This is a genomic window from Desulfopila sp. IMCC35006 (assembly GCF_005116645.1).
Lineage (GTDB): Bacteria > Desulfobacterota > Desulfobulbia > Desulfobulbales > Desulfocapsaceae > Desulforhopalus_A.
The window spans coordinates 27803-51193 of sequence record NZ_SWCM01000010.1 but is presented as its reverse complement, the minus strand read 5'-3'; the positions used below and the strand labels follow the sequence as shown (position 1 = coordinate 51193).

The window sequence follows — 23391 nt, the reverse complement described above, 5'->3', positions numbered from 1 at the left end:
CAGAGATTACGTCCACTCTATTTACCGGGATGTACCGCAATGATCAACTGCCAACGGGAATTTTTTCCTTCTGCAGGCCGGTGTTGCACTTTCATGTTGCCAAAAAATACATTACAACTACAGTTGGTTACAAAATCATTAAAGGCAACGATGAGGTTATGGCGGAAAATTTTTACAGTACACGCAACAATTGCTATCCTGGACATTCTCTTTTTCCTGTTACGGCACAAATGGTACTGATGGTACTCATGGTCACTCTCCTGTGCGGCTGCACCCCCAGGGAAAAGCGAATTCTTGCGCCAATGGATCTTCCGGCACATTTTTCCAGGCCGGGGAAAGTCCCTTTCCAGGCCAGCTGGTGGCTTGATTTTCACGACGCGAACCTGGTTCTTCTTATCGACCAGGCATTGGCGGAAAATTTTTCTCTGCATCTTGCCCGCGAGAAAATACAAGAGGCCCGGGCCGTCGCCAGACAGGCAGGGGCATCACTTTTTCCGACTCTTGACGGGCAGGGGGCAATTACATCGACCAGAAATATTACGGAGAATTCAAGCAGTGATAATTTCTTACTGGGCCTCGCCGCCTCGTATGAAATAGATCTCTGGGGCAGACTACGCAACCAGAGAGATGCGGCAAGCCTTGATGCACAGGCGACAGAAGCCGATTACCACACTGCTGCCGTATCCCTTGCAGCAGAGGTTGCAATCATCTGGTATCAACTGGTGGAATCGGACCTGCAGCAGGATTTGCTCGTTCAGCAGATAGAAACAAACGCGAAGATTCTAGAGCTGATCTCCGTACAGTTCCGGGCAGGGCAGAACGGTATTGCCGATGTTTTGCAGCAGCGCCAGCTGGTAGAGAGCAATCTCGGGGATATGGCCATACTTCGTGCCGACATACAGGTGTTAAAGCATCAACTGGCTATCCTGACCGGTGTCCCGCCGGGAACCCTCAAGCTGCCGGAGCGGGTCCCATTGCCCACCGTGCCGCCGCTGCCCGAGACGGGTATCCCTGTCGATGTTTTGCGCGAAAGGCCCGACATTGAGAGCAGTTTTCTCAGGCTGCACGCCGCAGACAGCCGGGTGGCCGCAGCTGTTGCCAACCAGCTGCCGAAGCTTTCCATCTCCGCCGAGCTGTCTACCTCGGGGGATCGATCCAGAGACCTTTTCAACAACTGGTTCTCTTCTCTAGGCGCCAATCTTTTCGGACCGATTTTCGACGGAGGACTGCTGCAGGCGGAGGTTGACAGAAACGAAGCCGTCGCCAGACAATTATTTTACGCGCATGGTCAACTGCTTCTCGAAGCAATCGGCGAAGTGGAAAACAGCCTGGCCCGGGAAAAAGAACAACAGATCAACCTGCGCAGCCTTGAGACACAGCTGCAGTATGCCAGCCAAACCATCGATCATGTGGCAAACCGCTACCGACAGGGAGCTGAAGACTATCAACGGGTGTTGCTGGCCCTGCTGTCGCAACAGGGTCTACAGCGCAATATTCTCACCGGCAGACGCCAGTTGATTAATTACCGCATCTCGCTCTACCGCGCACTCAGTGGCCGCCTTCCTCTTCTTGAACCAACAAAAGCGCCCTCATCCAACGCCAAACCAGCAAGAGGCAGTAATCAATGAAATCAGCTGAATTTTCTGATCCGGAAGAAACCCCAGGAAAGAAAAGGGGTGTCTCCGTGTACCTGCAAATAGTCCTGTCCATCCTCATTCTCGGCTGCGGAGTGGCGCTGGCTGCCTACTATCTGAAAACCGGGCCCGAAGCAAAACCGAAGAAACGCCAGGCCAGCCCGCCGCTCGTCAAGGTCACAGGAATTCATTTTGGCCGCCATCAACTGACGGTGACTGGCATGGGCGCAGTCCTTGCTGCCAAAGAGATCAATCTCACCCCCGGCGTCGGCGGCGAGATCATCGCCATGAGCGACAACATGGTTCCGGGCGGTTTTTTTAAAGAAAATGAAACGCTGGTGCGCATTGACCCGGTCGATTACCAATTGACCATCAAACGCCTGCAAAGTGAAATTGCCAAGGCGCAGAACGATATCGAGCTGGAAATGGGCAATCAGCGCATTGCCAGAAAAGAATTCGAAATCCTCGGCGAGGCAGTCACCCCGACTGAAAAAAAACTCATGCTCCGAGATCCGCAGCTCGGTATAAAAAAAGCAACTCTGCAGGGAATACGAGCAACGCTTGCCCAGGCTGAGCTAGATCTCAAGCGCACCAGAGTCCATGCCCCATTTAATGGGGTCGTTCTGTCCAGATCAGTCAACCTCGGCAGCAGAATCAGTCAGTCAACCGTTCTGGCCAGGTTGGCCGGGACCGATCAATTCTGGCTGAAACTGGCTGTTCCGGCCGACCAATTGGCATGGATCAACTTCCCGGCTGACGACAGGAAGGGCTCCGAGGTACGAATTTTTCTTCAGGAAAAAAAACGCGGCGGTCCTTTTCGCACCGGCCGGGTCTTACGGCCGACGGCCGATGTCGAAGAGCAAGGACGAATGGCCACTGTTTATGTGGCAATCGAAGATCCACTGTGCCTTCAGCCCGGAAACCAACAAAAGCCGAGACTTCTTCTCGGTTCTTTTGTCCAGGCGGAAATCGCGGGAGTTGAACTGCCCTCCGTCGTTGCCATAGATCGGAATCATCTTCGCGAAGATGACACTATCTGGCTGCTCAGGGGTGACAACACCCTGGAAATCAGAAAGGTACGAATTGTCGCCAGAACCCTGGACCAGGTTTTTGTCGCATCAGGCCTCACAGAAGATGAACAGCTGATCGTCTCCGCCCTTTCGTCTCCAATGCCCGGCACTCCACTGCAACGCATGCCGGATGACAACGAGCAGCCGACCGAGGCCGGCAAGGGAGCAATAAGCCAGTGAATCACTCTCCACAAACAGGACAAACCGGTGTTATTGCCTGGATGATCAGCAACCGCGTCACCCCGAACCTGCTGATGATCCTGCTTATCCTTGGCGGGCTGTTCATGAGTACCAAGATTAAGCGGGAAGTGTTTCCGGAATTCGAGTTGAACACCGTGAGCATCAGTGTCGCGTACCCGGGTTCGAGTCCTGAGGAGGTTGAACAGGGCATCGTCCTGGCGGTTGAGGAAAGTATTCGCGGCATTGACGGCATCAAGGAAATTTACGCGACCGCCGACGAAGGCAGCGCCCAGGTCCGCGCCGAGCTCCGTGACGACGCCGACTCGCAAAAGGTATTCCAGGATATTAAGCAGGAAGTTGACAGAATAACGACCTTCCCCGTTGACGCCGAAGATCCGGTCATCTCTTTAGATGTAATAAAACGTCAGGTCCTGCAACTCATCCTCTATGGCAATGTTTCCGAACGAAGCTTGCGGGAAGTGGTGGAACAGGTGCGGGACAGACTCCTGCAGGCCAAAGGCATCACCCAGGTTGAGCTGAATAATGGCCGGGACTATGAAATCGAAGTGGCGGTGCCACTGGAGAATCTGCGGAGATACCAGCTGACCCTTGCCGGGATTGCCAGGATAATCGACGATGCCTCCCTCGAACTTCCCGGCGGAAAGCTGGAAACCGCTGCCGGAGAAATTCTGCTGCGGGTGAAAGACCGGCGCAGCTGGGCAAAAGAATTTTCTCAGATCCCGATAATCACTACCGAAAGCGGCGCCATTGTGCACCTGGCAGATATTGCCGAAGTGCACGAAAGCTTTGAGGACGCCACCCGTTTTGACACCTTTAACAGGAAGCCTTCCATGCAATTGCTGGTCTACCGGGTTGGCGATGAAACTCCCATCGGGATATCCGAGGCAACACGGCAGGCAATGCAGGACATTGCGGTGGATTTGCCGCCGGCAGTCAGTTGGGCTATCTCCGGGGATCGATCGGAGATTTACCAGCAGCGTCTTGAGCTCCTCCTGAAAAATGCCTTTTTCGGCCTGACCCTCGTTCTTATCCTCTTAGGTATTTTCCTGGAACTGAAGCTGGCCTTCTGGGTAACAATGGGCATTCCCATCTCCTTTCTGGGCGGCCTGCTGTTTCTGCCTTTTTTCGATGTCTCCATCAACATGATCTCGATGTTTGCCTTCATCATCGCCCTCGGCATTGTGGTTGATGACGCCATTATCGCCGGTGAAAATATTTATGAATACCGGCAGCAGGGCTTGAATCGTGTCGATGCGGCTATCCAGGGCGCAAAGGATGTAGCAACCCCGATCGCCTTCAGCATCCTGACCAACATCGTCGCTTTTTTCCCTCTGGCCCTGGTGCCGGGGGTGATGGGCAAAGTCTGGCGGGTCATCCCGGTGGTGGTGATCGTCGTATTTCTTATCTCCTGGCTCGAATCGCTGCTCATTCTGCCGTCACATCTGGCGCACAGCCGAAAAAACGGCGGCAACAGGCTCACCGCATATATCGGTGGGCTGCAGCAGGCATTTGGTGGAAAAGTACTCTATTTCATCCGTAATATCTATGGACCACAGCTCGCATTTATTTTACGCTTTCGATATCTTACCGTCGCCCTGCTGCTCGCGGTTCTGATCATTACCGCAAGCTATGTCAAAAGTGGACGAATACGCATGATCCTTTCCCCCCGGGTTGAATCGGACCGGGCGGTTGTCACCGCAACGCTGCCTTATGGCAGTCCAACCGCCGAAATGACACGGGTCCGTGATCAGTTGATCGACGGACTGGAAAAGATGGCCGAAAAGAATGGCCAGGAGCAGCTGCTGGAATCCGTGTATGCTATCGTTAACGGCAATACCGTCGAAATTAACGCCAACCTCACCCCACCAGATGTTCGGCCGCTCAGCACCGAAGCGGTCACAACCCTCTGGCGGCAGACGACCGGGCCGGTCATCGGCCTGCAGTCTCTGCGCTATGAATCGGATCGCGGCGGGCCGGGCAGTGGCGCATCCATCGCCGTGGAACTGAGCCACCGGGATATAGCCGTCCTGGACCAGGCAAGTAATGCCCTGGCTGCCAGGCTGGAAGATTTTGCGCAGGTTAAAGATGTCGATGACGGCTATACGCCGGGCAAGATCCAGGTCAATTTCAAGGTGAACCGCTGGGGAGAGAGCCTGGGTCTTACGACAATTGAGATTGGCAGGCAGTTGCGCAACGCGTATCAGGGGGCAGTTGCCCTGCGGCAGCAGCGTGGCAACAATGAAGTGACCGTCAGGGTTCGGCTGCCGGAAAACCAGCGCAGCAGCGAGTTTCATATAGAATCCCTGCTCATTACCACCCCCGCCGGAAACTTTGTCCCGCTGCAAGAAATTGCGACGGTTGAACGGGGGCGGGCTTATACCAGTATCAATAGACGAGACGGCCGCAGGACGGTCACCGTTTCGGCCAATGTTGCCCCCATCGGTGATTCGCCGATCATTTTCGCTGCGCTGAACAAATCCATACTCCCCGAGCTTGCCAAGACCTATTCCGGCCTGAGCTACAGCTACACCGGTCGACAGGCCGATCGTAAGGAGGGCGTGGCCGGCCTGCTCAGTGGATTTTTGTTTGCCTTAGGCTGCATCTATTTTCTGCTGGCCATTCCCTTTCGCAGTTACCTGCAACCCGTTGTGGTCATGATCGCCATCCCTTTCGGCATAATTGGCGCGGTATTCGGCCATATGATCATGGACTACCACCTGAGCCTGATGAGCATGATGGGCATGGTTGCCTTGTCCGGAGTCGTCGTCAACGACTCCCTGGTACTGGTCGATTACGCCAATAAGCAGAAACGAAAGGGAACACCGCCGACCCAGGCCATAAGAGATGCGGGCATCCGCCGTTTCCGGCCGGTGCTGCTCACCACCTTAACCACCTTCGGCGGGCTGGCGCCGATGATTTTCGAGACGTCCCGACAGGCCCGATTCATGATCCCCATGGCGTTGTCACTGGGGTTCGGCATAGTCTTTGCGACCGTCGTCACCCTGGTGCTGGTGCCCTGCCTGTACCTGATCATTGAGGATGTGCAGCGAGTTTGGACGCGCGCTCTTTAAGAATTGTGACTGCCTTGAAATTTACTCACCGAGAAGAGGAGCAAGACCAGTCTGATCGTCTTTTACATGCAGGGCTTCAACAAGAGCTTCAAGTCCGCTGTCAAGTTTGCTGAGCTGGCTTGGCGAGAGCTGCGATAACGCACTACTCAGTTTGCCCTGGGTCGGCTGGGGTGCCTTGACAAGATGGCGACGCCCTTCTTCGGTGACATAAAGATGAACGCTCCTTTGATCTGTTTTACTGCGGTCACGGCAGATGAGTTGCTTCTCTTCCAGTTTATCAAGCATATTACTGCAAGTCGAAGGATGGATAGAAAGCGCCGTAGCCAGCTGCGAAACTTTGACGCCCGGACTACTGTCGATTTCGTGGAGCATCCACAGCTTGGCACTGCTTAAGCCGCATATTTTTTCCACTTTTTTGGAATGCGCCTGCACTCCCTTGAAAACAATCCGCAATTTCTGGATGACGACATGTATCTGCTGATTTTTTCCACCCATCATTCCCTCCTGAAGGATAATTGTAATTCTCAGCTGAGTACTCTTTTTTTATTGTCCGATCCAGAGGTTTTTACGGCATGCATTGATATTATGGAAAAATTAAAAACCCCCGAGGACACATAAAAGATCCTCCGGGGTCTACATATCAACAACCAGTCCGGACTATTTCGCTGCCATACGCGCTGCTGACAGCCAGCCATTCCATTTTTCCTGATTTTTGGCAATCCATTCATCGGCATGGCGGGCGATATCTTTTTCACTCTTCTCCCCCCCATTCATGCGCGTGTTCTGCTCATTGATATCGGCCAGCGGCAAAGTAAACACCTCAAAAAATTTCTTTGCGGCCGGATTGTTGCCGACAAATTTTTTATTGGCGACAATCTGGATATCTGCGACAATAAAACCAAGCTTCACAGGATCTGAAACAGCACCTTGAATGCCACGTACCGTCATCCGATCCACCGCTTTGCTTTGCGCATTTGTTGGCATTATTTGAGGCACATTTATCCAGACTACGTCCTGTCCCGGCTTCACTTTAAAGATTGTCCAGTTTGGCGACCATGTGTAGAAGAAGAGTGGTTTGCCGTTTTTATACCCAGCCAACGCCGAAGCCATTCCAGCTTCATAAGAGGCTGTTATTGGATTGATGTGATCTTTAAGGTTATACACATCCATATGATGGCTAATAACCTTTTCACATCCCCAGCCTGGCGGGCAGGCTGTCAGATCGGCTTTCCCGTCATTGTTGGTATCAAATGCTTTCTTCACCTCATCTCGCTTAAAATCTTCCAGGGAGGTAATATGATATTTATCTGCCTCTCTCTTCGACACCAGATACCCCTGTAAGCCACCCGCTTTGACGACGTAGCCAAGCTTTTCAGCTTTTTTATCGAAATTCTTAGGGAGTTGATCATTATGTATGGGAAACCAGCCATTGGTCCAGTAATCAACATCTCCGAGGGTAACAGCCTTATAAAAAATAGGATTGGTAAGATCTTTAGGTTTTTTCACAACATAACCAAGTGCTTCCAACCCCCGTCTGACCAGTGCTTCCTGAAAAAATCCGGTATTCCATGTTGCCCGTGCAGGCTTTACGGTTATCCCTTTTCCCGGCAGGGCGGCATCAGCCGACGCGGTCACCGGCAACGTTGCCATCATCACGGCTAACGCTGCGCCAAGTATTACATTTTTAATCATCTGTTATTCTCCTTTGTTCTATTTATTCCCATTGATTGGGTAATTCTATCTAAAATTATTGCCAACAGGACAATTGCCAGTCCACCAACGGTGGCCAGTCCGATATCCAGTGTATTCAGACCGAGAACGACCGGGGCTCCGAGACCGCCTGCCCCGATAAGAGCGGCGATCACGACCATGGAAAGTGCCATCATGATGGTCTGGTTAAGTCCGGCCATGATGGTTGGTAGCGCAAGCGGTATCTGAACCTTGAGTAAAACCTGCCAGCCAGTTGCCCCAAAAGCCAGGGCGGCCTCGACCAATTCAGGGTGCACCTGCCTGATGCCAAGACTTGTCAGCCTGATCAGCGGCGGCAGGGCAAAGACAATGGTGGCCAATACTCCGGCAACATTGCCAATAGAAAACAGCATAACTATCGGCACCAGATAGACGAAAGCGGGGGTGGTCTGCATCGCATCCAGAACGGGACGCAGGAGTTTATCAAAACGATCGCTGCGCCCTGCCCATATGCCGAGGGGCACGCCAACAACGGCACAAAACACGACTGAAGAAAAGACCATAGCCAGCGTTATCATCGTTTCCGGCCAAAACCCAAGCAAACCGATCAGAACCAGGGAAAAGACGCTAAATCCGGCCAGTTTGAACCCTGAGACCCGCCAGGCGAGAAAAGCGAAGATCGAGATCACCAGTAATGGCGGCACTGCCAGAAGACCCTGTTCTACTCCGGACAGGGTGTACTCCACCGGCCATTTAAGGGCCTGAAAGAACCAACGATATCCTTCAACCAGCCAATCGATGAAACCGGTGATCCAGGTATCCAGCGGTATAACTTTTTCTTCAAAACTCAACATGCACCACAACTCCTTCAATTATCTATATGATTGCCATTAAAGTTCAGCTCAGATGGTCCAGAGGGATATGAGGTGACCTTTTGACGGATGTTCTGCAGCCTGGATGGCTGCGGCCAAGCCCCCAGGGATGGGTTTATGGCATTCCGTGAAAAGGTCACCTCATATCCCCATATAGCCGAACTTCAGTGGTAATCTGAATTTTATTAAACCCGGTAAACTTAGTGAAAGGCGGGACTTTTTAAACACTTACTTGTCGGATGCTCAACTGCCTGCTGCTCGAAATGTGCACCGTTTTCAGCCCGGTACAAGGTGCGTAGGAAGCGGTTTTTTGAAACAACACCGCGATAGACATTCTGGGCATCGACAACAGGAATAGGCCAGGCATGTGAGGCCACCTGCGGCAGAATATCCTGAAGACTCTCAGATTCCAGAACTGATATGGCGTCAGACAGAAAGGCATGTTCAAGTTTACTCTTACCATTTCCTTTATCGATTGCATCACGGAGCGAGTCAACGGAAACGACACCATTGAAACGACGTTCAGAATCAAGAACATAGGCAAATTCTCGATCTCGATTATTGAGCATTTCAAGTGTTGCCCGCGGACCACCTTGCTTGGTATGCCAGATCACAGTGGGCTGGGTATCACGGACAATATCGCCGGCGGAAATAACTCCGGTTGGATCCACTCCTCGAAAGAAGGCCCGGACATAATCATCAGCAGGATTCTGCAGAATCTCCTCCGGGGAACCGACTTGTACCACACGGCCTCCTTCCATAATGGCGATTCGGTCACCGATGCGCAGAGCCTCATCGAGATCATGGGAGATGAAAATAATGGTTCGCTCATGTCGATCCTGCAGTTTCAAAAGTTCATCCTGCATCTCTGTTCTGATAAGGGGATCAAGAGCCGAAAAGGCTTCATCCATCAACAGGATATCCGGATCAACGGCCAAGCCTCTGGCCAGGCCGACACGCTGCTGCATGCCGCCACTTAATTCATCAGGATAAGCATTTTCCCAGCCTTCCAGCCCAACCTGCTTCAAAGCATCCATGGCCCTTGCTTCCCGGTCTGGCCGTTCCATTCCATCAAGCTCAAGACCAAAGGCCGCATTTTCCAGCACATTCTGATGCGGCATAAGTGCAAAAGACTGAAAGACCATGCTGGTTTTACTTCTACGAAACTTCACCAACTCTGACTTGCTCATTTTGAGAACATCTGCACCATCCACCAGCACCTCGCCAGATGTTGGCTCAATCAACCTGTTCAGCATACGCACAAGAGTCGATTTTCCTGACCCGGACAGACCCATAACGACAAAAATTTCACCTTTATTGACGGTAAAACTGGCCCCCTGTACACCAACAGTAAGTCCTGTCTGTTCATAAATTTCATTTTTACTCTTTCCCTCTCGCAGTAATTCCATCCCTTTTTCAGGGTTGGAACCGAAAACCTTAAAGAGGTTTTTAATGGCTATTTTTTCCATAGTTATTACATCAGCGGCCTTTCGGCTGTTTATTTTGCATTCTTGATTAGGTCACGAAAGTTTCTTCCAATAATATTTTGGCAATATTGTTTTGTGGGAAACTATATTCTCCAAAACAATTAGTCAAGGTATTCTTTGCGGGCGAGAAAGACAACACGGTGGACTGCAGAATTAACTACTTGATTTTATATGAATAAAACCTGACAGGTTTTATTCATTTAAACGATGCGAATAAAAAGGAGAGATATTGAGAATGGCACAAAACAGACAATCAACCCTTTGCGGCAGGTCTGTTTGCTTTCCACTCTATTTTGATGTTGGCGGCAGATTCGGCTCCAGCCATTTTCTACAAACTACCATGTAGATACAAACAGAACTCAGAATAAGGTAGCCAAAGAGCTGGACACTTTTCGTCTTCAGGATAAAGGCGATAGCGATGACCATGGCTGCACTCGCCAGAATAAACAGCGGTCGGGGAATCTGCTTTAAGACAACGCGGCCGAAATGGGAAAAACGGATATGACTCACCATCAGGCCAACCGACAATGCCGCAATTACCCATAATACCTGGGGCGGAAAAACCAGGGCCGCACCAAGAACAACCAGGGCACCCGCGGGACTGGGCAGGCCGTTGAAGATGCCATCGGGCAGGTCTGTTCGTTTTTTATCCACGGTAACAAACCGGATGAGCCGATAGGCAACCCCGCTAAAGAAAATCAAGGCGAAGAACCAGCCAAACGAGCCGCCCGATCTGACGATGATATAGGCGGGCGAGAGTCCAAAACTGACAAAATCGGCAATGTCATCGAGATACGGTCCGTATTTGGTACCGCCATGTTTTTCGGCCATTCGGCCATCAAACAGGTCGAACAGCTGGCCGATGATGATAATGATAATAGCCCAGGCAAACCGCCCATTATAGGTCAAATAGAGACTGGTGACGCCGCAAAAAAAATTGAGTGTCGAAAGGATGTCGGCATACAATCTGTTGGGAATGAATTTGAAGATGAGCGAGGCTGACGAGAGGACAATGCAGGCGGTCAGCACCTCATCACCCATATTGATCACCTTGGGATTTTCTTCCAGCAATGCACAAAAGATGACCAGGGCAAAGCAGATAATTGCCTTTATTTTGCCAAAATTGTTTGCTGCCACGGAAAAACTGAGCAGAGAAAGAATTTTTCTGGCAAAAAACTGCCCGAACAATTCAACCGCCACCAGAATCCAGATCAGTTTCGTCGAGAGAATTCCCGCGTAGGCAAAGCCGATCAAGGGAGGCAGATAGGTCAACTTATCACACAACGGGTCCAGCCACTCGCCCCATTCAGTGACCATATCACAATTCCTCGCGACTATGCCGTCTACCCCGTCAAGTATTGCCGCGAAGGTAAAAATTACTATGCCAAGCTCCTGATAGCTGGAAAAGAAATAAAAGATCAGCGCGACCACTGCCATTGCTGACCGCCAATAACAAATTGCATTGGGATGCATCAACCACAGATTTGACAGGATAAAATCCTGCATGGATTTCCTGTGAATCATCGAGGAGAACCAGTAATAAAAGCCTGTCCCAATCAAGCCAGCAGACGCAATAACAAGTAATCTTTCCATATTCTTCTTTTGCTGAAGGGAATAAATTTTGGCTAATATCACGTGTTGCCTAAAAGCCTGTTCATTTCCGGCCTATTTAGTACCTTACTCCTAGAACTCTGTCAAAAAAAAACAAGAGAGCTGCAGATACTCTCAACATCAATAACTGGAATGTACCGCCAAGGAACGAACCCCGGTTATTTCACGTTTTACGGAGTTAGCATCTTCTCCGTGAAAAGTTTATTTCGAAACGATGGGAGGAAAATCCTGCAGAAGGCAGAAACAAGAAAACCGGCCGACTTTGGCGAAGGCTACCGGAGATGTTGTGCTGATCTTTTGTGGCGAGCCGCCTGGATGATGGAATAATCACGTAAAGGATGTTGAGACCGTCTGCCGTTATAAGCGTTGAGCCTGCCAGTATCTCTTCTGCCAGTACTCATTATTCAGGCTGGAAATAGTGACGCCCTTTGAGCCGGAAGCATGAATAAAAAGGTCGTCCTCCAGATATATACCGACATGTTTCTGGAAAATTCCCGTCTTAAAAAAAATCAGATCTCCTGCCTGCAATGAATCTTTTGCGATTATTTTGCCTTTTTTTACCTGCTCCCTGACTGTCCTTGGCAGATTCTTGCCGAAGAGTTCCTTATATGTAATCAATGTGAGTCCGGAACAATCCACACCGTCGTGGGAAAGTCCACCATAACGATACCGGGTCCCCTGCCAGCGGGTGAAATATTCTTTCAGGGCCTCAGCTATCTCCTCATTTTCATCCTGGTCCGTTCTCGACTGACTTATTCCGTCTCTGGAGTTGCAAGCATCATTGGGGGTATACATGACGGTACTTTTTGTCGAACATCCGCTTACACAGCAAAAAGAGAGCATTACCATCAACAAAAAGCTGAGACGAAGTGCGCGCGGCGGCCTCATTTTTACCGGTATGTCATTCATGCAGTCTGTCTCCGTTCCATGGACATTTAACGTATTGTTACGCAAATAGACGTTCCCCTAACGTTTACCTCCACCAATAATATAGAAAAGATGCTATAAATTCAAGCAAACAGAACATTTTATCCAAAAATAGATTGCACGGTTAGCCGAACATTCTATTTTGTGACTACCACTAAACTTCAGCTACATGGGGAGATGAGGTGCCCTTTGCACGGGTGTTCCGCAGCCTGGATGGCTGCGGTCAAGCCCCCAGGGATTGGTTTATGGCGTCCCGTGAAAAGGGCGCCTCATATCCCTCTGGACCTTCGAAGCTGATGTTTAGTGGTAATCGCATTCTATTTTGTTCCGCTGCACTCTGGAAAATTTTTCAGGGGGCGGCCCCATGTTGCCGACAACCAAACAACAATCGGAGACGATATTATGAAAGCAGTTTTTCTGGATGCGGAAGGCCTTCATACCTTTAGCCTCACCAAACTCGAGCAGGAATGCAGCTCTCTGCAGATTTTTCGCGCCACCAGTCCGGAACAGATAGCAGAGCGCATTATCGGAGCTGATATTATCATCCTCAATAAAATTAACATAACCCGTCAACATCTTGAAGCGGCACCATCTGTACGGCTCATCTGTATAGTTGCCACCGGCACTGATGTCGTGGATGTCAACGGAGCGGCCGAGCTGGGAGTTACCGTGTGCAACTGCCAGGCCTATGGCACCGACTCGGTCGTGCAGCATGTTTTTGCACTCATGCTCGCCCTGCATACCAACCTGCTTTCCTATCACACTGCGGTTCTGGCCGGACGCTGGCAGACAGCGCCCCAGTTCTGTTTTCTCGATTACCCGATCGTTGAATTAAAAGGCAGAACACTGGGAATCGTCGGTTATGGAACCCTTGGTCGCGGGATCGCTGCAATCGCCCGGGCTTTTGGTATGACGGTGGTAATTGCCCGGAGACCGGGAAATCCCCCGGACGATCGGCCTCCGCTGGCAGAGATGCTCACTGACATCGATGTCCTGAGCCTGCATTGCCCGCTTACCGAGCAGACGAGGAACCTGATAGATGAGCAGGCCCTCGGACTGATGAAGCCGACGTCATTTTTGATCAACTGTGCCCGCGGCGGCATTGTCGATGAGCGAGCACTGGTTCAAGCCCTGCAGACCAAAACAATCGCCGGCGCGGCGGTCGATGTCCTGAGCGTTGAACCGCCCAGAGCCTCCAATCCGCTCCTTGAGGCAAAACTCCCCAACCTGATCATCACGCCCCATATTGCCTGGGCCAGTAAACAGGCTCGTCAGAATATTATCGATCAGACCGTGGAAAATATCCGGGCCTTCAAGGCCGGTACACCAATGCGGAAGGTGTAGTTCACTGCCGTCCTGACAGGTTATGCCAAATCTTCACAACTGTCGGATGCACTGCAGTTGGTGGTGAGGACGATCTTTTTCAGGCAGCAAGAGTCTCTTTGATCGCTACACCAATTTGACTTATGGTATACGGTTTTTTAACGAAGCGGCCAGCTCCGAGCCTTTGAGCCTCTTTTACTTCAGTGTCCGCAGAGAAGCCACTGACGATTATTGCTTTCAGGTCGGGAAGCGTTTTCTTTACTCTGGCATAGGTTTGCCGACCGTTCATTCCCTTTCCCAAAATCATATCGAGTATCAATAAATCAGCAGTATGCATCTTGAGATATTCGAGCGCTTCCTCTCCTGAAGCGACAACATTGACGTCATAGCCAAGGGATTTCAGTATCTGACTGCAGATTACCTGTTGCTGGGCATCATCGTCAACCACGAGAAGCCGTTCTCCATTGCCATAAAGATCTTTCAGCTGCCCGGTCACTGGCTGCATCTCAATATTTGCGCGCGTTGCAGGGAAATAAAGACAAAAGGTTGTCCCGGTTGTGTTGTTTTCGACGAAGACAGCACCTTCATGATCCTGGACAGTGTTCCAGACAATGGTGAGCCCCAGACCGGAACCGCTGGTTGGGCCCATTTTCTTCCTGCTGAAAAATGGGTCAAAGATATGCTGCAGGTCTTCATCAGAGATACCGGGACCTGAATCAGATACACGCACCACCACATATTCGCCCGCTTTAAGGTTCTGCTTCCCATTACCGGGAGTATCAATGTGTTCATTACTGGTGGCAACGACGATTTTGCCAACATCCCCAATCGCCTCTGCAGCGTTGGAGATTAAATTCATCATACTTTTCCTCGCGTGGATTGGCGAGCAGTGCATATTCCACAAATCGGCCTGAAGTTCTGTTTCTATTGTTACCCCTGGATGCTTTTGCGCAATTCTCAGGTGCTCCGGTGAACAAATATATTCCTGGATAAGATGGTTGAGATTGACAAGCTCCCGCACACTGGCTGCACCTCTGGCTATCGTCAACACATCGGAGACCACCTCTGATGCCCGTATCCCGGAATTTTTTATCATCTCGAGCGGTGCCCGCAGCGGACTTTCCTGCGGAAGATCTACCAGTAATAATTCGGGATACCCAACGATCCCGGTGAGAATATTATTCAGATCATGGGCAACTCCGCCGGCGATCAAACCGATTGACTCCATTTTCTGTGCCTGCTGCAGCCGGGTTTCGAGTAATTTACGATCATTTATATTGCGAACAGACGTCACCAGGAGCTGGCTGTCATGGTCTTCCAGAACCCGACTGCGCATTTCAATATGTATTTGTATGCCATCCTTTCGCACCCCGACGGTTTCTATAAAGTTATTGCTGACAATATCGGTATCTTTGGGAAGGCGAAGTGTATCGGCGAGAGTTTTTCCTCGCAGATCTTCAGCCAGATAACCGAATATCTTGCTGAAAGTTTCGTTTACATCGATGATGCCATGCTGATTGTGGAAAACAATTCCATCAATAGTGACCTCCGAAAACCGCTTGTAGCGCTCGTCACTCTCCCGCAGGGCATTTTCTGTTTCCTGATGTTCTTCGATCTCTTCCAAAAGTCTGATATTGGTCCTTCTCAGCTCCGTTGTACGCGCCCATACGGTTTTTTCCAGGTGTGCTTTGTGCTCCTGTAAATCCTTTTCTATCTCCTTTCGTGCGGATAACTCCTGTTCCAGAGTATGGGCCATTAAATTGAAAGATGTCGACAACTTTCCAATTTCATCTACCGATGTAGCAGCAATTCTATGCGAAAGATTCCCTCGGGCAATTTCGTTGGTACCCTGCACCAGATTGTCCAGTGGTCGCGTCAGCAATCCGGCAAGGATTCCACCAAGAATGGTCGACACAACAACCATTATCGCGCCGATCCCCATCGCCTCACGAATGCGCGAGGCGGCTTCCTGTTCGATGCTCTTCAGCGAAATCTCGATCTTTAAGAGATATACAACCTTTCCTAAAGCGGTAATGGGAGTGACAAGTTCTAAAAATTTATGGCCACTTACCTCAACCTGACGATAATCCAAAACCTTATTGTTGATAATATTCTGGTAAAAGGGGGTATTCGTCGATATCTTGGCCTGCTCCTTCTGCGTGGTCAGCCAGGGTTTGCCATCCACATCGAGAATGGTGACCTGGCGGATGTCACTATTGTTGATTAATTCATCGGTATTATCGATGATAGTGACATAATCCCAGTCGAAGATATAGGGAGTGACCATCTGACTGAAAGTTTTGGACACTTCGATGCCCCGCTTTTCTATTTCGTGGTGCATTGTCTTGATGATACGAAGATAGGAAGTGACCGCAAAGACGCTGCCCATCAGAATTATCAGCACCAGAAATGAAAAAATGATCTTTTTTCGTATACTCAGAAAGGGTATCAAGAGAGCCTCAAGTTTGTTATGCAGAAAGAGAATGTTGCTACAGATTTGTCATCGACTTGATTCCCCGCAGCCGTTTAATGACATCACGAACATTATCGTAGTCACTGTCTTTCCCCACCTTAAAGCCTTTGGTTGACAGTTCCTTAAAGATCTCATCACTTTTTGGCGATGCACTGATCTGCAACATTGCCTGCTGGATCTTAGTGAACTGTTCTTCAGGGAGATCCTTTCGGGCGACCCACAAGCCGCGATAAATCGGTTCTGATTGCCAGAGAATCCGCATCTCCGCCATATTGACATCTATTTTATTAAAGGACGTGATAGAGGTCGCTCCGGCATCGACATGTCCTTTATATACAGCCAGCAAGGAGTTTACATGCCGCTTCAAAAACCTGACTTCCGAGAAATCTTCTTGAGAAATCCCCGATGCGATCAACCGGGCCAGAGGAAAGAGATAGCCTGACGTTGAGTCAGGGTCAGTAAATGAAAAACTCTTCCCTTTCAGATCCTGCAGGCGCTGTATGCCGGAATCTTTTCGAGTGACGATTATGCTGTGATAAAACTCCTCCTTACCTTCACTTATGGTCCGGCAAAGGATTTTAACGCCGAAACTATCCTGAGCCGTCACATAGGAAAACGGACCAACATAGCCAATATCCACCTCCCCGGTATGCAGTTTATTGATGACATCATCATAGGTTTTGCTTCCAAGCCATGTGAACCTTATCCCGGTTTCTTTCACCAGTTCACTAAAAAATGCACTGTACGCCTGTTCATTCCCCAGATTGGAACGATGTGGAATAATGGCTATTTTCAATACGGTTTGCGGGGATTGGCAATATCCAGCCACAGGGGATGCGCAAAGCGGCAGGATGAGGGACAAGATGAAAAGACAGATGTTTTTCATTACTGACTGGTGATAAAGCATGATGGCCCCCATTTTAGACTCACTGACATCGGTATGTAAGTTGACCGAAAGGCGAAACGAAATGTGATTACCACTAAAGTTCAGCCTGGAAGGTCCAGCGGGTTATGAGGTGCCCTTTGCACGGGTGTTCCGCAGCCTGGATGGCTGCGGTCAAGCCCCCAGGGATGGGTTTATGGCGTCCCGTGAAAAGGGCACCTCATATCCCCATATAGCTGAGGTTTAGTGGTAATCACAAAACGAGAATTTTATTACTCTATTATTGCAGAAAATGAAAGCGGCGCCTCTTCCCAGGCTCTGATTTACGCAGATATAACGATGTGAACAGGTTTTGTTTACTAAACGGAAGAACAACCAGGCAACCTCATTTTACGCAGCAGCTTTTGAAAAATTACCACCCGATTATCCTTGACCTCGAATCACAGGGTGACCACATTGTAATCGTTGTGATGAAATGGCGGAGAACGGATGAAATACACAGCCGAACATAGAGTGCAATTCACTCAGCTACCACCGCCAAGCCCTTCACAACACCGGCCAAGCAACAATAATCCAGTTATTTCAAGGAGCGAACCATGACCAAGATTCTGATAGTATATTACAGCATGTACACGCATATCCACAAGATGGCGGAATCTATTGCAGAAGGTGTTCGCAGCGTTTCAGGTTGCGAAGCTCTCCTCAAAAGAGTTCCTGAGACTTTATCGGAAGATGTCCTGCGCGCGATGGGGGCACTCGATGCACAAAAAAGCATGGCGAACGTTCCGGTTGCAACTGTTGATGATTTGGCGGCGGCCGATGCAATTATTTTTGGTACACCGACACGGTTCGGTAATATGTGCGGACAGATGCGTCAGTTCCTCGACGCAACGGGACAACTCTGGATGCAGGGAGCCCTGGTCGGAAAGGCGGGAAGTGTTTTCACCAGCACCGGAACGCAGCACGGCGGGCAGGAATCGACCATTCTCAGCTTCCACACTACCCTTCTTCACCAGGGCATGGTTATTGTCGGTCTCCCTTATGCCTTTGCCGGCCAGATGGATAACAGCGAAATTACCGGAGGATCCCCCTATGGTGCCTCAACAATCGCCGGTACGAAAGGAGAACGGGTGCCAACGGCTAATGACCTGGCAGGAGCACGTTTCCAGGGGGCCCATGTTGCCGATATCGCGAAACGACTCTGCAGACAGAGCTGAGCAGCGAAAAACGAACTGGCGGCAGATGACCGATAACGCGCAATAGTGCCAAGCCAAGGCCGTACGCTCTATTTGCCCGCAACTTTCGATGGCGTTCTCTCTTTTTTATTGACAGATAAGGAATGCGGGCTATATTAATCGTTAAATGGCGATATGTGAATAAACGAGATTTGCAAATGAAAACATTTATTCGAGTTATGAAAGCTCTGTCCGACCCGAACAGGGTGCGAGTGGTAAAACTCCTCCAGGCAAAGGAACTCTGTGTCTGTGAAATCCAGGAGGTTCTGGGACTTGCGCAGTCTACGGTTTCCAAGCATCTGAAAATCCTGGAAGATGCCGGGTTGGTGGAAAGGCAGCGCCAGGGCACCTGGATTATTTACAGCCTGGCAGACGGCAGCGAGTCGATATTTGCCAAAACGATGCTGGATGCGCTGGGTGGTTGGCTGGATGATGATGGCGAACTGGCTGGAATGCGGAAGGCTCTTCCAGTGGCAGCCATGAAACGTTATTGCGCACCAAAGAATTAAAGGACAGATTCATGAAAGCAATCCAACCTGTTGACAACGATTGTGGGTGTGACAGTCCAAAGACAACCGTCGAACAAACACCAGCAACACCAAAGAGCAGCATGATCAAGGCGATTCTCATTGGATTGCTTGGGTTTGCCTTCTGGTATGCAGTGTACAAGCAACTTGAACCGTTTTCCTACTTTTTCACCTACTCTCTGGTCGGCCTGGAAAAAGGAAGTCATATTGGGGACGCCATCCAGTTTTTTATCTATGACACCCCGAAAGTTATGATGCTGCTGACGCTCATTGTTTTTGTAATTGGCATGATTCGATCCTTTTTTACCCAGGAGCGAACCCGTAAGTATCTCGCGGGAAAACGTGAGACAGCCGGCAACGTGATGGCCGCTCTGCTCGGTATCGTCACTCCATTCTGTTCCTGCTCCGCGGTGCCGCTCTTTATCGGTTTTGTTCAGGCCGGGGTACCACTAGGGGTAACCTTCTCCTTTCTCATTGCCGCGCCAATGGTCAACGAGATCGCCGTGGTTCTGCTCTATGGGTTGCTGGGCTGGAAGGTCGCTGCCATCTATCTCGTGACGGGTCTCCTGATCGCTATAATTTCCGGCTGGGTCATTGGCCGCTTCAAGCTGGAACACTGGATTGAAGACTGGGTACAGGCACTGCGGGCCGGCGAAGCGGTGGTCGTAGACGAAAAGTTAAGCTGGGCCGACCGCATTGGTCGAGGTAAAGAAGCGGTGCGAGATATCGTTGGCAAGGTCTGGATCTATGTCATCGCTGGAATTGGTGTCGGTGCAGCCATTCATGGCTATGTGCCCGAGACCTTTATGGCCTCGATCATGGGCAAGGATGCCTGGTGGTCAGTGCCCGCTGCGGTATTAGTTGGCATCCCGATGTACTCCAATGCCGCCGGTATTGTCCCGGTGGTGGAAGCGCTTCTTGGCAAAGGGGCCGCCCTGGGCACCGTCCTGGCTTTTATGATGAGTGTCATCGCCTTGTCCCTGCCGGAAATGGTCATCCTTCGCAAGGTCCTCAAACCAAAATTGATAGCCGTCTTTATCGGGGTTGTCGGCTGCGGGATTTTATTTACCGGTTTTTTATTTAACATGATTATCTGATTACGCCTAATGTTCAGCTACTGAACCAGGATGTGAGCTGTTCGTTTCCCGGGACGCCGTAAACCCATCCCTGGGGGCTTCGCTGCAGCCGTCCATGGCTGCAGAGACCCGAAAAACGACCAGCTCACACCCTTCCATTCGAGCAGGCTGCGCTTCAGGGGCCATCAGATATGATTATCTGATTCTCTTCTTTTTTGTAAATGTTTACAACGGAACTGAATTGCAACACGAGAACTGAGGAACAATATGGAAATCAAGGTATGTGGTCCGGGATGCGCTTCCTGCGAAAAGGCCCAGAAAACAGTTGAGGCTGCAGTAGCTGCAAAAGGCATTGAGGCTGTCATTGTGAAGGTAACTGATTTTCAGGAAATAGCCCAACTGGGTATTTTTTCCACCCCGGCCGTAGTCATTGACGGCCAGGTTAAATGTGTTGGCCGTGCCCCAAAGCAAAGTGAAGTTGAAGAGTGGATAAGTTAATTGCAATATAGATTCCCGAGATCCGGACAGTCATTCCGGATCTCATCCCTCGCCCACCGGGAATTGCACAAGCTGGAGTCGCATGAATTTTTCGCATGACCCCGATTGCTCACCCGTTTACAACAAACACTGCATCGTAGCTTGTTTGCCGTAGTCGCCTGTGATATGATTATTTTGTGCAGTTCGAAAAGTCATATTGCCAAAAAGGTCCTTTCCCTGAAAAGAGAGTCTCTCTGCTTCATTTTACGCAGGCCATTCACTTACAAGCCAATTGTTTACCCATGCCCCATAGCTCACCCTCCCGCCTGGAAGAACGCCCCCTGAGCCCATCGAAGCTGAAGGACTGTCATGACATCCTGATGAATGCTCCGATCGGCATCTTTGTCTCCTCACGTGAGGGACGCTTCATTGACGCCAACCTCGCCCTGGCCCGTTTATATGGCTACGATTCAACCACTGAGTTGATTGAATCAATCACCAACATTGCCACCCAGACGTATGTTGATCCGCTCGACAGAGAAACATTTAAGCAGCAGCTCGAAGAACATGGCGAACTGATCAGCCATGAATGCCGCCAGCGCCGCAAGGATGGATCCATATTCTGGGCCTCCGAGTCGGCACGGGCAATTCGTGATCACAATGGCACTATCACCCATTACAATGGGTTCACCGCAGATATCACCGACCGGAAGCAGGCGGAGAAAAAAGTTCGCGAGAACGAAAGCCAGATCAAAAGTATATTCCGAAGCGCACCCATTGGCATTGGAGTGGTGGTGAATCGCGACATCAAGCAGGTCAACCTGCGATTGAGCCAGATCACCGGATACTCTACTGAAGAGCTGTTGGGCCAGAGCGCCAGGATGTTTTATCAAAGTGATGCAGACTACTCTTTCGTTGGGCAGGAAAAATACAACCAGATACACGACCACCTCACCGGCACGGTTGAGACCCAGTGGCTACGCAAAGACGGAGCAGTCATCGACGTGCTGCTCAGCTCGACGCCCATTAACCCCACCGACTTGTCCAAGGGGGTTACCTTCACCGCACTGGATATCACCGACCGGAAGCGATCCGAGAGAGCGCTGCAGAAAAGCGAAGAAAAACTTGCCAATTACGCCAACCAGATGGAGCAGTTCAGCCTCTCCGCAGCATCAATGATCTCCCTCAAAGACGACAATCGCATTTTCGCCAGGATCAGTAAAGCCATCGTCGATTATTCTGATTTCAAACGGGTGCTTATTTCCCTCTTTAAAGACGAAGCCCCCTACCGCGACCTCATTGGCTATGCCGGCATCCCTACGGATATTGTCGACAGGCTCCGTCAGATTTCCCTGCCAAAGAGCTGGTATGATAAAGTTTTCTCTCAAGGCCTCCACCTGGGCCAGTGCAGTTATTATATCCCGCACACAATGAAGGATATTCTCAACCAGGAGGCCACGGTTTACGGGGAAAGCGCTCTTCCCGAGGTTGAGTCGGCCTGGCATCCGGAGGATAATCTCTTTGTCCGGCTCAACGGTGAAAATGGCGAGTTCATCGGAGTCATTTCCGTAGACGATGCAAAATCCGGCCAGAAACCGACTCTCGAAACTGTTAGACCTTTGGAAATATACGCCGGCATGATCGCCCAGATCATTATCCTCAAAAGGGAACAGGCCAAACGAGAGAAACTGGAAAGCCAGCTCCGCCAGGCCATGAAAATGGAATCTGTCGGGCGCCTGGCAGGTGGCGTGGCCCACGATTTCAACAATATGCTGGCAGTGATCCTGGGGCATGCGGAGATGGCTATCGACCAGATAGACCCAACCCAGCCAATCTGGGCCGACTTACAACAAATCCGACAGGCAGCGACTCATTCTGCGGATATCACCCGCCAGCTGCTTGCCTTTGCCCGTAAACAAACCATCGTGCCCAAGGTGCTGGACCTGAGTGAAACCGTGGCGGGCATGCTTAAAATGCTGCACCGCCTTATCGGTGAAAATATCGATCTTGCCTGGCTTCCGGGATATGGTCTGTGGCCGACCAAAATAGATCCGTCACAAATCGACCAGATCCTGGTCAATCTGTGCATTAACGCCCGGGACGCCATTGCAAACAATGGCAAAATCACCGTCGAGATGGGAAACTCCATCCTCGACAGGAAGTATTGTGACAATCACCCTGGGTCGGTCCCAGGAGAATACGTGCGAATCACCGTGAACGATAACGGCTCCGGTATGGAAAAAGAGGCGATAGCACACATCTTTGAACCCTTTTTTACCACGAAGGACGTCGGGGAAGGCACCGGCCTCGGCCTGGCCACAGTTTACGGAATTGTTAAGCAAAACAAAGGTTTTATCAATGTCGACAGTACAGCGGGCCAGGGTACAACTTTTACCATCTACCTCCCCAGGTACCTGGGCACAACCGAACAAAAGGGGCCGAAAACGTCGGTGGAACCCGACCTGCGTGGTGATGAAACGCTTTTGCTGGTGGAGAACGAACCGACCATCCTTAATATGACCAGGACTATGCTGCAAAACCTGGGCTACACCGTGCTGGCGGCAGGCACCCCCGACGAGGCGAGCCAAATCGCGGAAAAATATCCCAGCAACATCGACCTCCTCCTCACTGATGTAATCATGCCTAAAATGGACGGACGGACCCTGGCGGAAAAACTCGAAAAATATCGGCCGGACATGAAATGTCTCTATATGTCCGGCTACACTTCCGACGTAATATCCCACCATGCGGTGTTGGATGATGGCGTTTCTTTCATCCAGAAGCCCTTCACAAAAAAGCAATTGGCCGACAAAATCCGTGAGGTGCTCAAGTAGA

The 23391-nt window shown here is 50.5% G+C and carries 17 protein-coding genes; 9 read left to right on the top strand and 8 right to left on the bottom strand.

Annotated elements, in window-relative coordinates; translation table 11 throughout:
• Nucleotides 1-158: 158 nt before the first annotated feature.
• Genes FCL47_RS16290 through FCL47_RS16280 form a run of 3 tightly spaced genes read left to right on the top strand, consistent with a single transcriptional unit; the run spans nucleotide 159 to nucleotide 5976 of the window.
• The gene (locus tag FCL47_RS16290; RefSeq protein ID WP_167496529.1) at nucleotides 159-1628 is read left to right on the top strand and encodes an efflux transporter outer membrane subunit; all 1470 of its coding nucleotides are present in this window, start codon (nucleotides 159-161) and stop codon (nucleotides 1626-1628) included.
• The gene (locus FCL47_RS16285; protein WP_136814592.1) at nucleotides 1625-2884 is read left to right on the top strand and encodes an efflux RND transporter periplasmic adaptor subunit; all 1260 of its coding nucleotides are present in this window, start codon (nucleotides 1625-1627) and stop codon (nucleotides 2882-2884) included. The genes FCL47_RS16290 and FCL47_RS16285 overlap by 4 nt, the downstream gene beginning before the upstream one ends.
• The gene (locus FCL47_RS16280) at nucleotides 2881-5976 is read left to right on the top strand and encodes an efflux RND transporter permease subunit (protein ID WP_136814591.1); all 3096 of its coding nucleotides are present in this window, start codon (nucleotides 2881-2883) and stop codon (nucleotides 5974-5976) included. Before FCL47_RS16285 ends, FCL47_RS16280 begins: the two co-directional genes overlap by 4 nt.
• 21 nt (nucleotides 5977-5997) lie before the next feature.
• On the opposite strand, the gene FCL47_RS16275 is transcribed toward FCL47_RS16280, so the two are convergent.
• From FCL47_RS16275 to FCL47_RS16250, 6 genes are all read right to left on the bottom strand, one after another.
• The gene (locus FCL47_RS16275; protein WP_240744266.1) at nucleotides 5998-6474 is read right to left on the bottom strand and encodes a MarR family winged helix-turn-helix transcriptional regulator; all 477 of its coding nucleotides are present in this window, start codon (nucleotides 6472-6474) and stop codon (nucleotides 5998-6000) included.
• 159 nt (nucleotides 6475-6633) lie between these two features.
• Nucleotides 6634-7668: a glycine betaine/L-proline ABC transporter substrate-binding protein ProX gene (proX, locus tag FCL47_RS16270; protein ID WP_136814590.1), complete on the bottom strand. Its 1035-nt coding sequence runs from the start codon at nucleotides 7666-7668 to the stop codon at nucleotides 6634-6636.
• On the bottom strand, nucleotides 7665-8519 hold the full coding sequence (locus tag FCL47_RS16265; protein WP_136814589.1) for a proline/glycine betaine ABC transporter permease: 855 nt from the start codon (nucleotides 8517-8519) through the stop codon (nucleotides 7665-7667). The genes proX and FCL47_RS16265 overlap by 4 nt, the downstream gene beginning before the upstream one ends.
• Before the next feature lie 218 nt (nucleotides 8520-8737).
• Nucleotides 8738-10006 carry a glycine betaine/L-proline ABC transporter ATP-binding protein ProV gene (gene proV, locus FCL47_RS16260; protein ID WP_136814588.1) on the bottom strand — a complete coding sequence of 423 codons (1269 nt, stop codon included), beginning with the start codon at nucleotides 10004-10006 and terminating at the stop codon, nucleotides 8738-8740.
• Between the two features lie 306 nt (nucleotides 10007-10312).
• Nucleotides 10313-11530, bottom strand: a complete 1218-nt coding sequence (locus FCL47_RS16255; protein ID WP_240744265.1) for a CDP-alcohol phosphatidyltransferase family protein — start codon at nucleotides 11528-11530, stop codon at nucleotides 10313-10315.
• Between the two features lie 462 nt (nucleotides 11531-11992).
• Entirely contained in the window at nucleotides 11993-12544 is a 552-nt protein-coding gene (locus FCL47_RS16250; RefSeq protein WP_136814586.1) for a C40 family peptidase, read from the bottom strand.
• 420 nt (nucleotides 12545-12964) lie between these two features.
• On the opposite strand from FCL47_RS16250, the gene FCL47_RS16245 reads away from it, so the two are divergent.
• Nucleotides 12965-13906, top strand: a complete 942-nt coding sequence (locus FCL47_RS16245; protein ID WP_136814585.1) for a D-2-hydroxyacid dehydrogenase — start codon at nucleotides 12965-12967, stop codon at nucleotides 13904-13906.
• A gap of 79 nt (nucleotides 13907-13985) precedes the next feature.
• Here FCL47_RS16245 and FCL47_RS16240 read toward each other — a convergent pair whose 3' ends face one another.
• Together FCL47_RS16240 and FCL47_RS16235 are read right to left on the bottom strand one after the other, a co-directional pair.
• Complete coding sequence (locus FCL47_RS16240) at nucleotides 13986-16337, bottom strand: response regulator (RefSeq protein WP_136814584.1); 2352 nt, start codon at nucleotides 16335-16337, stop codon at nucleotides 13986-13988.
• 37 nt (nucleotides 16338-16374) lie between these two features.
• On the bottom strand, nucleotides 16375-17244 hold the full coding sequence (locus FCL47_RS16235; RefSeq protein WP_167496528.1) for a phosphate/phosphite/phosphonate ABC transporter substrate-binding protein: 870 nt from the start codon (nucleotides 17242-17244) through the stop codon (nucleotides 16375-16377).
• A gap of 593 nt (nucleotides 17245-17837) precedes the next feature.
• Here FCL47_RS16235 and wrbA point away from each other — a divergent pair.
• The 5 genes from wrbA (at nucleotide 17838) to FCL47_RS16210 (ending at nucleotide 23390) form a co-directional block, all read left to right on the top strand.
• The gene (gene wrbA / locus FCL47_RS16230) at nucleotides 17838-18458 is read left to right on the top strand and encodes an NAD(P)H:quinone oxidoreductase (RefSeq protein WP_136814582.1); all 621 of its coding nucleotides are present in this window, start codon (nucleotides 17838-17840) and stop codon (nucleotides 18456-18458) included.
• Between the two features lie 176 nt (nucleotides 18459-18634).
• Nucleotides 18635-18985, top strand: coding sequence for a metalloregulator ArsR/SmtB family transcription factor (locus tag FCL47_RS16225; protein ID WP_136814581.1), 351 nt, complete (start codon nucleotides 18635-18637; stop codon nucleotides 18983-18985).
• Nucleotides 18986-19086: 101 nt separating this feature from the next.
• Nucleotides 19087-20100: a permease gene (locus tag FCL47_RS16220; protein WP_136814742.1), complete on the top strand. Its 1014-nt coding sequence runs from the start codon at nucleotides 19087-19089 to the stop codon at nucleotides 20098-20100.
• A 246-nt stretch (nucleotides 20101-20346) separates the two neighbouring features.
• Nucleotides 20347-20577 carry a thioredoxin family protein gene (locus tag FCL47_RS16215; protein ID WP_136814580.1) on the top strand — a complete coding sequence of 77 codons (231 nt, stop codon included), beginning with the start codon at nucleotides 20347-20349 and terminating at the stop codon, nucleotides 20575-20577.
• A gap of 359 nt (nucleotides 20578-20936) precedes the next feature.
• Nucleotides 20937-23390 carry a PAS domain-containing sensor histidine kinase gene (locus FCL47_RS16210; protein WP_167496527.1) on the top strand — a complete coding sequence of 818 codons (2454 nt, stop codon included), beginning with the start codon at nucleotides 20937-20939 and terminating at the stop codon, nucleotides 23388-23390.
• Nucleotide 23391: the final 1 nt, after the last annotated feature.